Annotated in this window: 6 protein-coding genes; 1 reads left to right on the top strand and 5 read right to left on the bottom strand. The window is 41.5% G+C overall.

The genetic code is table 11. From position 1 onward, the window contains the following. Positions 1 to 10: 10 nt before the first annotated feature. Positions 11 to 1,258, top strand: a complete 1,248-nt coding sequence (locus U5J89_RS10585; protein WP_322575598.1) for a type IX secretion system plug protein domain-containing protein — start codon at positions 11 to 13, stop codon at positions 1,256 to 1,258. Between the two features lie 77 nt (positions 1,259 to 1,335). Here U5J89_RS10585 and U5J89_RS10580 read toward each other — a convergent pair whose 3' ends face one another. The 5 genes from U5J89_RS10580 to U5J89_RS10560 form a co-directional block, all read right to left on the bottom strand. Next, positions 1,336 to 4,698: a peptidase MA family metallohydrolase gene (locus tag U5J89_RS10580; protein ID WP_322575597.1), complete on the bottom strand. Its 3,363-nt coding sequence runs from the start codon at positions 4,696 to 4,698 to the stop codon at positions 1,336 to 1,338. A gap of 19 nt (positions 4,699 to 4,717) precedes the next feature. Further along, on the bottom strand, positions 4,718 to 6,889 hold the full coding sequence (gene rnr / locus U5J89_RS10575) for a ribonuclease R (protein WP_322575596.1): 2,172 nt from the start codon (positions 6,887 to 6,889) through the stop codon (positions 4,718 to 4,720). A 77-nt stretch (positions 6,890 to 6,966) separates the two neighbouring features. Then, positions 6,967 to 11,649 (bottom strand): AsmA family protein, encoded by a 4,683-nt coding sequence (locus U5J89_RS10570; RefSeq protein WP_322575595.1) that lies wholly within the window; start codon positions 11,647 to 11,649, stop codon positions 6,967 to 6,969. Positions 11,650 to 11,662: 13 nt separating this feature from the next. Continuing rightward, a complete protein-coding gene (gene aroB, locus U5J89_RS10565) occupies positions 11,663 to 12,754 on the bottom strand; it encodes a 3-dehydroquinate synthase (protein ID WP_322575594.1) in 1,092 nt (363 codons plus the stop codon). Then, the gene (locus tag U5J89_RS10560) at positions 12,738 to 13,298 is read right to left on the bottom strand and encodes a shikimate kinase (protein WP_322575593.1); all 561 of its coding nucleotides are present in this window, start codon (positions 13,296 to 13,298) and stop codon (positions 12,738 to 12,740) included. Before U5J89_RS10560 ends, aroB begins: the two co-directional genes overlap by 17 nt. Positions 13,299 to 13,300: the final 2 nt, after the last annotated feature.

The following is a 13,300-nucleotide window of genomic DNA, read 5'->3' as shown; positions in this document are numbered from 1 at the left end:
ATTTATTGTTATGGGATGTGCTGCCTCAGGCTCCTATGAAGTGCAGCAGTCTTCAAAGTCACAAAGTTTTTTGCAGGGAGCTTTTGCGCTTGATCAACAAAAAGCACCGCCAAATGATATTCAAAGTGTCCAGCTCCACCCCGAAGGACAGCCTGGACAAGCTCCCATTATTGAACTAAATTCCTCTCAAAAGCTACTGCTTTCCTTTGATTATTTAGGGACACAAAGTCGACAATTTCGAGTAACGGTAGATCATTACGACAAAAGCTGGAACCGAAGCGGCATTGGACCAAATACTTATCTCGACAGCTTTTCCGAGACTACAATACAATCGTCTAAAGTAAGCTATGGTCAGCGTCCTTCCTATCATCATATAACATTTTCTTTTCCGAATAATGAGCTGCAGCCCGCCGTAAGCGGAAATTACCTCATCAAGGTATATTCGGCTAACGGCAATAGCCTGCTCTTTTCTATGCCATTTTTTATCACAGAAGATGAGGGACAAATAGAAACAACAGTGGAGCGGCTTTTCGCCCAGCGCAACGATGGGCGGCCCCTCGATCAGCTTTTTAGCACCTTCAATTATCCCGATTTTGTAGAATATCCTCAGTTCGATTTATCCATGGCATTTGTACAAAACCAGTTCTGGGGACGAACTAAACAGGTCAAATTTCTTGATACCATCACGCCGGATCAGCTGCGAGGATATATAGAACGCGAGAATGCTTTTGTTGGAAATTACGAGTTCAAATACTTGAATCTTCAAAATTTTGATGTCGACAGCCAACAGATTCTAGAATATCAGCCCGGCGTTACACCGCCCAGAGTAATTTTACGTCGAGATGTTCAACACCTTGATACCAACCCCAGCTGGTCCCAAGCTGATATCTCTGAGGGTATTCCTGATGATGATCGCAATAGCAACTATGCGCAAGTGGAATTCAGGCTGCAAACAGATAATAGTATTCCACCCTCGTCGAAAATCTATATTGTAGGCCATTTCAACAACTGGATGGTCAACGAACTTAATCAAATGAGTTTTGATTCCGATACACAGATGTGGACGGGACAAGCACTAATTAAGCAGGGAACATACACTTATAAATATGTACTTGTACAAGACAACCAAGTGAATGATCTTGCCCTGGATCAAGGGTTTCTATCAGCCAAGCAGGAGTATCTAACTTTCATTTATTTTAAAGATCCTGACAAAAATTTTGATAGGCTGCTAAAAACAGATCGCATTATGAAGCGATGAGTACCTGAATTGCGTAATATTTTTTTGGCTGATAAAAAAGTCAGCCTGATGAGTAACACCAGGCTGTTAAATTACGCTTAAAAGTCTACGCCAATCGTAATATAGTGGATGGGATCACTTCCAAAGCCATCACGATAGTATGGCCAGCCTACATCATAACGAAGTGGAAATCCAAAAAGAATAGTTCGTAAACCAAATCCCGCTCCCATCAAAATATCACCTTCATTAACCGGTACGTTAAACGTACCGTTACCGGTATTAATTTGTCGTTGGGATCTTTTGCTGACTCTGAAGTCAAGATCCGACTCGTTGAGCACAATACTTTCGCGGGAAAACTGCTGGTTAAAGCTTTGCCGGAAAAACTCAAACACAACATCCTGTCCCCAAGCCATGCCGGCATCGAAGAAAGCAACACCGTTCAAATTATATAATGGCAAGATAGGAATGGGTCCAGGTAAGATCGCCGCAAATAATGGGAATCGAAACTCTGCATTAGCCAACGTAAATTTATCTCCATAAATAGCATTATAAGGATGTCCCCTGAGCGGAAGTGCAGGCTGTGTAAAAAACGTATCACCCAGCCGATCTGTTGGAATACTGCGCCCGGAATATCTTGAATTTATCCATCCCAGCATACCTCCCATAAAGAAGGTCTGTGAATCTCTCCCAAACGAAGCTGCCCCCGAACCACGAAGAGCTACAGTGTATCCTGAGCCCAAATTGAAATACTTTCTATAATCTCCGAGTATGGAGGCAAATTGCAAGGTTTCATTTGTTATCGGCGGACTCGCTGTAAGACTAACAGCATAACGAGATCCTCCTCGAGGTGCTGTAAATCCCGGGAGTGTTTTATCGCTGGTAAAGATTACCTGAGGGTATGCAAAAGCTGTCGTCTCATTCTGACTGGTATCCGCAAAAGCGATGCTGTAATCCTGTGATATGCCAATACCGGAAAGCCCAACATCTATACGACGAAATTTATCAATGGGATACCGCATATTAACTCCCCCGCCATATGATCGGAATCGAAAAAGCTGACCTGAAAAATCTTGGAAATTGCTTGCATTATGGAAAAACGTAAATTGCCAGTCAGCTCTGTTTTCCAAATATGCATACTGCAAAAAGTACGTACTGTTTCGTAAATCAAGGTTTAGGTTTGAACCAAAAGAAATCTGATGATTTCCAAGCAGATCACTGAATTGAATTTGTGTTATTCCATATGTTCCATAGGAAGTAGAAAAGTTACCTCCGGCATAAATAATATCGGTACTAAAACGCAACCGATACTCTCGCGGAATATATCGACCATCTTCAGTTTGATTACCTTCGAGATTAAATTTTGCTTCATCCAAATATTCCGCGACAAAAGCCGTGTCTTCTTCTACTGAAGAGTCAAATACATAATTTCGAAAATCAAAGCTATCTGTTTCTTCTTGTTGTTCTTCAGTGGTATCCTGCACTGTAGTATCCGGCTGGGTAACATTAGTATCTACATACGCCTCTTTTGGTTCAGAATCAATTATAGAGGCTACAGCATCTGTCAAACTTGTTGAGTCAACCGGTTGGGTCGTTAACATTTCGCGAACGTATTTAGTAGCCGGTACGCGATCAGCTTTGGATTCTTCTGCTCTTCTCTTGGCCCATTCATTAGGTTCAAGCGGCTGATCTTTAACACGGCTCAACGGTGACTGAATCATAAAAATATCCAGATAACCTTCGTTAATAGAGTTCACAGCCAAGCGGCTGGCATCGGCACTGATCGACATCTGCATAACACCGGTCTGTAAATCGGTAACCGGTGACGAGGTGCGATCTTGAAGATCCATCAGATAAATATTAGGAATACCGTTTTCATCAGAGATGTAGAAAAGCTTACCATCCCTGCTGGTTATAGGCTGGGTTTCATCCCAATTAGGGGTCTTCGTAAGTCGCTGAGCCGTTGGTGAACCAACCTTAACCGAATAAATATCAGATGTATACAAGTCTTCATCTATCAACAAGCGTGAGGTATTCTGCACATTATTCAAGCGCACCTGATTACCTCGATGCGATACAAAATAAAGCGTCTCAGAATCGGCACTCCAAGCAGGTTCGTAGTCCGAAAAGACATCGTTGGTTACATTATTGAAATCCTGTGTTTGCAAGTTGTACACATAAATATCTTTATTGGGACCGATATTACCATCAAACGCAATTTTCTCACCATCGGGCGCCCACGCAACAGAACCTATCGCATCCAGTTTAGGAAACCTAACCATTTTTACTTTGCCGGTTTCATAATCAACAATAGCCAGGTTATCAGATCCCTTGGACTTGCTGGATAACGCAATTTTCTGGCCGTCGGGTGACCATGTTAAATTCGGATTAAGAATATTCAACTCTTCAAAATTTAAATTGTCTTCACCCTTTATAAGCGTCTTGATTTTATCTCCGGTAATAGCACTAATTACAACTACATCAAAATACCCCCGCTCATTGGTAATCATCGCAATTTTATCGCCCTGTGGTGATACTGTAGGACTCGTATTATAGGTTCCGGCTTTGTCACGCTCCGTCAACAGTTCACCAAAGGATGTTATATCTTCTCGGTTGGCAACTTCGGGCAAATACCGTTTTCGGTAAAAGTCCTGCCAGCGCTCCGACAGCTCTTCCAAACTCAAACCAAGAGTTCTGTTAAAAGTCACTTCCAGATTTCGCTGATTATGCAGGGTCTGCATAATTTCAGTAATTTTTGGACGACCATATTCCTCGGCAATATAGTTCCATACAGACTGTCCTCCACGATAGGCAAAATAACCGCCAAGCCGTGGAATCGGGGGAAGATAATTATTGATTGTTGCATCACGAATCCACATATCGGTATTGGTATCCCAGCCAAGAGAGGTGTATTCGGCCATGCCTTCATTAAACCAAAGCGGAATTTGGAGAGCGTTGCCACTTAGACGAGACTGAACATTTCCGCCGTAAAACATATCATTTATCACAGCGTGTTCAAGCTCATGATGAAGCGTACTTCGAAATTTTGCATAATTCCCATCGAAAGGCATTGTGATGCGGTTTTTATACGCATCGGTAACCCCGCCAATTCCTTCGGCATCAACTGGCAACGGTACTACATTCGTCTGAGAAAAATCATTGTGGGAATCATAAATAATAACCTGAATGCGATCTGCAATTTCGTGATCAAAATCCTCACTCAACTGCTTGTAAGCCGATTCCATTGAATAAACTGTAAAATTAGCCAGATCGTAATTCTTTGTCTTATAGTAATACACATCGAAATGCTCTGACTGCACATACCGCCAATTGAAGTCGTTATACTGTACCCTGTTTTTTCCAAACGAAAAATATTGAGCCTGTGCCTCTTGCACCATCCCACCAACAAAAGCGGTAAGAAATAGTACAACCAGAAATTGCCGAAGAAGTTGAGATAATTTCATATGTGGATACGCATTTTAATTAACTACCGTCATCTACCAGTTTTAAGTCTATTTGTCGTGCTTTTATATCTGTTCTAACGACTTTAACACGAATTTCTTTCCCCAATTGATATTTTTTGCCGTGGTTTCTACCAATCAGACAATGTTGCTTTTCATCATATTCATAGTAATCATCATCAAGATCACTAACACGAACCATTCCTTCACAGTGGATATCTTTTAAATCGACAAAAATACCTCCGTCCATTACGCCACTGATAACACCGTCAAAATCTTCTCCCAAGTGTTCACTAAGGTATTCGACCTGTTTCAACTTAACAGAATCTCGTTCAGCCTCAATAGCTGCACGTTCTCTTTCACTACAATGCGATCCCAGCTGTTTAAGTTCATTATGCGAATAACTGGGTTTGCCAGCCAAGTAGCTTTTCAATAGGCGATGCACCAGCACATCGGGATAACGTCGAATAGGACTGGTAAAGTGTGCATAATTTTCAAAGCCCAGCCCAAAGTGACCGATGTTATCGGGACTGTATTCTGCTTTCGACATTGCGCGCAGCATTAAATCATTAATGGTCAGCTCCAGCGAAGTGTCCTCAATCTGTTCTAATAACACATTTATCGCTTTAGAACTTACCGTCGGACTATCAATATGGAAGTTAATTCCAATAGGTTTCACATTTTCTTCAATATTCTTCAGCTTATCAAGATCGGGCTGATCGTGAATACGATATAAAAACGGATACAGATCTTTTGAATCCTCTTTACTGGATTGTTTTCGCAGATCCTCTACATACTTGGCAACCGTGCGGTTTGCCATCAGCATGCATTCTTCAATCAATCGGTGAGCAAACAGCCGTTCTTTAATTTTTACATCAATAGGCTTGCCGTTTTCGTCCAGCACAAATTTCGGTTCGGGCGTTTCAAAATTAATGCTCCCTTCGCGAAATCGTTTATCCAAAAGTATCTGCGCTAAGTTAGCAGCATTTTGAATTTCGTCAGCATACTCACTGTCTTTGCCGTCAATAATCTCCTGCGCCTGTTCATAGGTAAAACGCTTATTGGAATGAATGACTGTTTCTTCAATAGAATAATCCACTCGTTTACCATTGGGCGTAATCTCCATAAAGCAGCTAAATGCCAGTTTATCTTCCCGGGGATTCAAACTGCAAACGTCGTTACTCAGAACTTCCGGCAGCATGGGAATTACGCGATCTACCAAATATACACTGGTAGCACGATGTTCAGCCTCATCGTCGAGCACTGTATTGCGTGGCATATAATGGGTTACATCAGCAATATGTACTCCCAGATAGTAATTGCCGTTATCAAGCTTTTTTATGCTCAATCCGTCATCAAAATCTTTGGCTGTATCGGGATCAATCGTAAGCACAACCTCATCACGTATGTCGCGGCGGCGTTCGATCTCTTTATCTGTAATTTCCCGATTGATATCTGCGGCATATTCTTCAACCTCTTCGGGGAAACCAGCCTTAATCTGATTCTCTGCTAATATTGATAGAACGTTGGCATCATTCGTTCCCTCTTCGCCAAGTACTTCCACAATTTTCGCTTCCGGCAGTGACTTGGGATGCACCCAGTCTACCAGCTCAAAAACTACTTTTTCGCCGGGCTGGGCTTCTCCAGTATTATTGGGCAGCACAAAGAAATCGGTATGGGCCGATTTTTCATCCGGCTCAATAATATAATTCTGTTTACCCTGCTTTTTAAGAATGCCCACAAATATACTTCGGCCGCGTTCTACGACCTCAACAACTTTTCCTTCCTGGCGACTTTTTCTACCCTTCTTTCCTAAGAGTTTCACCTTCACTATATCGTCCTGTAGAGCCGTACCAAGGTGTTTCGAGGATACTCGGATATCTTCATCGAATCCTTCAGCTATCAGATAGCCTGTACCGCGCCGGCTGATATCCATTTTACCAACTACGGTATTACGATCTTTCTTTCCACTATCACTGCCATTAGGAGAAAGCTGTAATGCTCCGCCTTTCCGCTTTACTATTAAATTGCGGTCGGATAAACTATTAATGGCATCTTTAAGATGCTGATTGTCTTTCTTTCCATCTACCTTTAAGATATTCTGCAAAAGGTCGAAGGGCAGTTGTGCCTCCGGATTATTCTGCAAAATATTGAGAATAATATCTTCAAATGTTTCTTTCTTACTTTTCTTCATTTAATTACTAATATAAAACTTTTTAAAAAATTCTTACGTTTTTAACGTGTTGCTACAATTTAAGCAACACAAATTTACTATTCATTGTTTGCGGGATCTTTATTTATTCCAAAAATCCCTTTAATTCGATTCATTAATTCTTTCCAGGTGTTGAACTTTACCTGCGATTCAATTCCTAATCCATCGACATATGGTGTTACATCACCGGCTTGCGGACTTGTCTGCAAATTACTCAAGGCCTGATCCTGTCGGTGAAATGCCGTCAACGACAATCCCTTTCGGATACGATACGTGGCATTTAAATCGCCAATACGATCACCCGGCGTGCTTTGTTGATCCCCTCCTGTTATTTGTCCTTCACGACGAAAAATCAGGCGATCATTATACAATCGCAATGCAATGCCCAAATCCACTTCATTATAAGCATTCAAGTTAAAATCAATATCAAGACGACTTACATCACTATTAAGTAACGTATTTATTTGATTAGACAGTAGCGAACTTACCTGGCTCGACAAAAATGGATTTACATATGTAGATCCACGCGTCAAATTCTGGCTAAGCGTAGCCGTGGGGCTACCCGTCCCTTGTGTAGGAATAAACTGCCCCGTAAAAAGTATACTAGTGGCCTGCAGCAATTTCTGCTGCTCGTCTCGGTTAATTTGATTTATTGTATATTGCAAAGTAGAATTTGAGGAAAGCTCCATTGTAGACGGGAGTCTAAAATAGTAATTATTTTCAACACTATTAAGCGTTCCGTTAATTTCCACTATAAGATCCACTGGTACTTGCTGGCTCCCATTTTGATTTTGATCACTCAACCCATCCTCATTCAGCAATGTTGAGACATTGGGACGAGCATTATAAACCGCGCTAATATCCAAACGGGCGTTATCGGGCGGCCCTTCCCAAACAATAGTACCACCAGACTCCAACTGAAGGCGGCGGCTTATAATCTCACCGGTTACAAACTGATAATTCCCACCATTTATGTTGTATTGCCCAAACATTTGCACGTCCTGATCCTGCATGGTGATGCGAAGTTGCCCGGTTCCCTGTGCAGTAAGTACTTCTCCGGTAACAGGATCAAAAATGAGATTTACACTTAAATTCTCGGATGCGTTAAAGCGAAGATCCAGATCAAAACGTTCAGTGAATGTTAACTCTTCAAGAGCCTGTTCCAATGCCTCTTCTGCCATTTCCGATTCTCGGTCAGTACGTTCAACTGCAGATTCCGACTTTTTATATATCTCATCAAAAGAATCAACAAACCGAATAAATTTACCGCTCTCTTGCAACTCTGTCTCTTCAAGCAGCGGAATAGAAACTTCAGAATCACTGGTAATCTGCACAGGATTTTCTGTACGCATATACATATCAGTATTAGATCCTGAAAGCCTTACCAGCCCCGTACCCGATACGTTACCATAAAATGGCACATCGGGATCCATCTTGCTATTAAGAAACTGCAAACGATTCATATCAAGTGATAGATCAAGGTAGGTAATGGGATCAAAATCATTAAGATCTACGGTGCCCCAAATTGTTCCTGTGCCCCCTTTGGTATCCATCACACTAAGCGAATCAAGGACTACGCCTTCATCCTTATTAAATTGTATCGGCCCACTTAAAAAGTAGTTGGTATTCAAGAACTCTGGGCGGGCAAATACATTCTGCGTTTTAAACTGAGACTTGAAATCATATTCCTCCATATTGCCAGTAATATAGCCCGTACCCGAAGCCTGTCCCTCTACCTCGGCAAAAACATTATCAGCTATTACTGCCAAAAACCATAGATCAACCTGATCAAAATTGGCATCAAAGTAATATACCGTATCTTGACGTATCGTTGGATCGGGGGTTACAAAATACCCATCCAATCGAATATCCTGACCGATCCCATCATTTGATTCAAGATAATCCTCATATTTTGTACTGTCTGTTATTATCTCAATGTGAGTATCAAACTGCTGCTTGTCGGTATTATACTTACTGTCAAAGCGTACATCGCCAATTATTCGGTCATTCATTCGAAGCCGATTTACGTTTAGATCACCCTGAATAGTCGGCCGGCTTGTTAGTGATTTTGTAACCAAACTACCGTTTAATACCCCAGCAAAATCAATTCTCCCTTTAATAAGATCCGAAATACGCTGTAGATTTATATCACGTAGCGTATATGTTAGTGAATCACTACGGCTGGGACTTAACCTTCCCTGTATTCTAAAATATTCATTCTGATTCTGAAAGCTGAATTCATCAAAATCAATTTCTCCACTGCGAAAATACTGTAGTGTGGGCGTTCGTTCGTTGACCCACGCATACCGGTTGTTACCCATAAAAAACTCTTTTACCGATATGTCAATTACCGAATCAGTGATGCTTGATTGTAAGGACATATCAAATTGTGCATCGTCTGATATGGATCCTACATGCTGTGTTAAATAAACTGAATCTTGTTTTACAGACAGATCAAATACAGTCGAATCTAAATCGACAGATTCCGTCTCAATTCTCGAGATGTCGGCTTCCCAGTCAACCGATGAGAATTCACTGAGCGTGCGATCACTCCTGAAACTAGCGGTAAACTGAGTATTGGCATTACGAAAGTTAAAATTATTGAACGCAAGGGTATCTGATGTCATCTCCGCCGATAAAAGCAGCCGGGTTCCATCTGTATTTATATTAAATGTAACATCCGATTCTGCATAAAGGGCAGGAAATTGAGGTAGATATTTTTTAAGCAAGCCCAAATCTTTTGTCTGCAAATTTCCATTCACAACCACATTTTTATCTTGTGGCGAGCGATTTAAAGAGTCAGTAACGATTGGTTGGGTCATCAATATTTCGGAGTCAAACCTGCTTTTGAGATATGAACTCCAAAACCTTGTCTGCGAAATCACATCAGCCGGCGTAACCTCACCACTTATATTCAAATCAAGCAGTGAGCTTGTAAGTCGAAACTCTCGAGTTGAAGCATCAGGCGAATTTAAGTCCATATAAAGCTGATGGGGACGTACGCTATCACCTTTAATGACGGAAGGAGCTACATCAATATTCGCCTTGCCCTGCAGACGTTCGGGATCAAATCCCTGGAGTTCCACACTATAATCAAAATTGAGTGCGGTCTGAGCCACCGCATTTTCGGAAAAAAAATTAGCCAGGTTCACATTCCCTGCATTCCCTTTTATGGCTAACGATCGATTCTCAGCATTGAAATTTATTGTTGAGGACCCTTGCAGAAACTCATCCCCATTTTGATAGTCATACTCTTGATTCCAAACCTTGTTATTCAGATTTGAGGAGAGTACTAACCGCTCAAATTGGTGGGATTCTACTCTGCTATCCGTAAATGTTGCATTTAAATCAGCAATCGCTTTACCAAAACTAAATCCATTTCCTTCTACCCGGGCATCAAAATTAAGAGCAGTCGTATCTACATGCTCAGCAAAAAAGGGAGCTATATCCAATCTCTTACCGACAAGTGTACCTTTGTAACTAAAGGGTTCTACGAGTTGTGTCTCTGCCTTAATTTCAAGAGAACCGAGTGTGCTCGAAAGCGAAAAATTTCCATTAATATGTTGCAAGCTGCCATTGGCCTGACCAGAAATCGCCAAACTTTGGAGTTCTTTGTTATTGGGAATAGCCAGCGAATCTAATAACTGAGTAAGGTCTTCATTTCGCAGGTTTAATCCTTCAAAACGCAGTTCATACGATAGATTTTGACGGTCAATTATATTCTTGATAAGGCCATTTAAGTTCACAAAACTTTCTCCAATACCCAGCTCTGCACGATCTATCCATAGAGAGTCAGCGGAGCCCTCAGTCCTTAAATCAATGCTTAACGACTTTTCGAGATCCGGGGTAAACGCCGTAAAATCGGCCAGATCCTGCAGATCGATATCTTCGGAACGCACATCCAGATCATATTGAGCTGCTTTAAACTGCTCAGTTACATCTGGCTGTAATAGATTTACCCCATCGACCTCACCATTAAAAACAAACCTTGAACTGCCCAACGTTAAATAGAAAGAATTAAACTCCAGGAAACGGTGATCATTGTAAAGCTGTCCTGATACAGAAATATTTTCAACCTGTAAGTTTTCAGACTCAGCAAAAAATGATTCAATATCCAAATAGCGCTGCATTTCGCTCCAATCCATAAAAAGCGAAGCACTAATATTTGTTAGCGAAAATGATGACGGGAGGTTTCCAATTTGGTGATCGTCCGATTGAGCTTCCAGATGAACGTTGCCATTTTCGATACTTACATTAGGTGCAATAATTTCAATTCTACTCAACCAGGCATCATCATCCGAGCGCTGGCGTTTTTTAGCTTCCGGCCTGCTTTCAAGCAACACCAGTCTTCCGTTTTTATCCGATCGGAGATTAACCTCGGGTGACTGCAACGAAAACCCAACAATCGTCAGCTTATTTTGAAGCAATCCCCAAACATCAATTTCACTGTCAACCTGCTGAACGGCGACCAACGTATCAGCGGCGGACTCATCACTGCGCATCAAAGCAACATCGTATAAGCTCATTTGAAAAGGCATAAAACCATTGACATCCCCAATATTAAGTTCTGCTTTATAGGTCTGTTCCACCTGTCTCTCTATACGGTCTGCCAGATAGTTTTTGGTTATATCAAGCTGTAAAATACCAACGGCGATACCCGAAAGGATAACAGCTGTAAGCAATAGTACAAAGACTATCCTCCAGAAGTATTTCCAGCTTTTATATAACCAGCGATAAAACACGAGCGCTCAACAATTATGTATTAAATTTATCCAGAGTGTAGCTCCAGCTTTTTTGTAGCATCGAATGATCTTCACAGCTATAAAGATACGGTGATCCCCATTCATTCAACAGTACTAAACGAATTGTATTATCTTTTACTTTTTTATCGGATTTCATTGCTTCTAAAAGTTCTTCGGTATCTGTCGTCAACGGCGACATCTGTTTTTTGTACAACGATAGAAAAGGAGCAAAACGTGCATCACTTACAGGATGTCCCAATTCTTGCGAAAAGTGACATGCCGCAATCATTCCTACGAAAACGGCCTCTCCATGGGTAATTTCTCCATAGCCTGATACCTTCTCAAGGGCATGGCCGAACGTATGACCAAAATTCAAATACGCTCTATTACCCGCCTCAAGCGCATCTTCCTGAACGATATCAACTTTAATTCGGGCACTTTCTTCAACAACTTCAACCCAGCGCTGTTTAGGCGTTAACGGCTGATGGATCAGCTCTTCCATTACTTCAAATAGCTCAGAATTTCGGATAGCAGCGTATTTCAATATTTCTGCCATGCCTGTAATCCATTCCTTTTGTTCGAGCGTCTCCAGAAATGTGATATCCGAAAACACCGCATCGGGCTGATAAAAACTGCCGATCAGATTTTTGCCTGTAGTATGGTTAATCCCCGTCTTTCCACCTATTGAGCTATCCACCATCGCCAGAAGCGTGGTTGGCATATGGATAAGAGGAACACCCCGCAACACCGTGGCAGCTACGAATCCCGCCAGATCACCGGTTACTCCTCCTCCGATAGCTAAGAGCGGCGTCGATCGCTCTATCCCTATTTCTAATATCTTATTTGTAATATTGTTCCACTCCCTAGCTGATTTTGAGGATTCACCCTCTGGAATTTCAATAAGATGAACATCTTTAAAATCACTGACCAGCTTTGCTACCTTATTGTTATGCAATCGATTTACGTTCTCATCGATCAAAACAAAAATTTTATTTCGATTGTAACGAGCTTCGCAATACGCTTTGAAGGATTGGGCCAGCTGCTCACCAATAGCAATTTGATACTGCTGATCCAGCGAAATGTGAACGTCAATAATATTCGACATGGTTTCTAATCTTTTTCAATAATTTTTCTACAATATCCTCAACACTTTTTTTTCCGTCATTTTGTATTTGAATCACCGCTTGCTCATATAATGGAAGCCGTTCTTCATACAAAGCCGTCAATTCATTTTCCAGCTTCTTTTTGCTCTTGGGATTTCCGTGCTCATCCAGAAGCAGTGGCCGGTTATCGTCTTGTGATATGCGGTCTAAGATAACGGAAATCGGCGCTTCTATGAAAATAAGAAGTCCATTTAATTTCAGGTGATCAACTATATACTGATTTTGTAAACTCCCCCCGCCAAGTGATACCACACCCTCAAACTCTTTAATAACCTCCTGCAGTGCACGTCGTTCAGCAACCCGAAAAGCTGATTCCCCGGATTCTTCAAAAATTTCAGGGATCGATTGACCGGCTTGTTCTTCAATTTTGTCATCAAGATCTAAAAACGATAGTTCCAACTCCTTGGCTAATTTTCTGCCGATCACCGATTTACCGGCGCCCATAAATCCACATAAAAAAATACGTTCAGGTAACCCAGAAATCATTA

Source organism: Fodinibius sp. (genome assembly GCF_034521915.1).
Lineage (GTDB): Bacteria > Bacteroidota > Rhodothermia > Balneolales > Balneolaceae > Fodinibius.
Note: the sequence above shows the minus strand (reverse complement) of the source record. Positions and strands in the feature narration are given on the sequence as shown.

Bases quoted from the DNA above. Each gene is read 5' to 3' on its own strand.
- aroB (WP_322575594.1), bottom strand. From the start codon at position 12,754: ATGTCGAATATTATTGACGTTCACATTTCGCTGGATCAGCAGTATCAA.
- rnr (WP_322575596.1), bottom strand. From the start codon at position 6,889: ATGAAGAAAAGTAAGAAAGAAACATTTGAAGATATTATTCTCAATATT.
- U5J89_RS10560 (WP_322575593.1), bottom strand. From the start codon at position 13,298: ATGATTTCTGGGTTACCTGAACGTATTTTTTTATGTGGATTTATGGGC.
- U5J89_RS10580 (WP_322575597.1), bottom strand. From the start codon at position 4,698: ATGAAATTATCTCAACTTCTTCGGCAATTTCTGGTTGTACTATTTCTT.
- U5J89_RS10585 (WP_322575598.1), top strand. From the start codon at position 11: ATGGGATGTGCTGCCTCAGGCTCCTATGAAGTGCAGCAGTCTTCAAAG.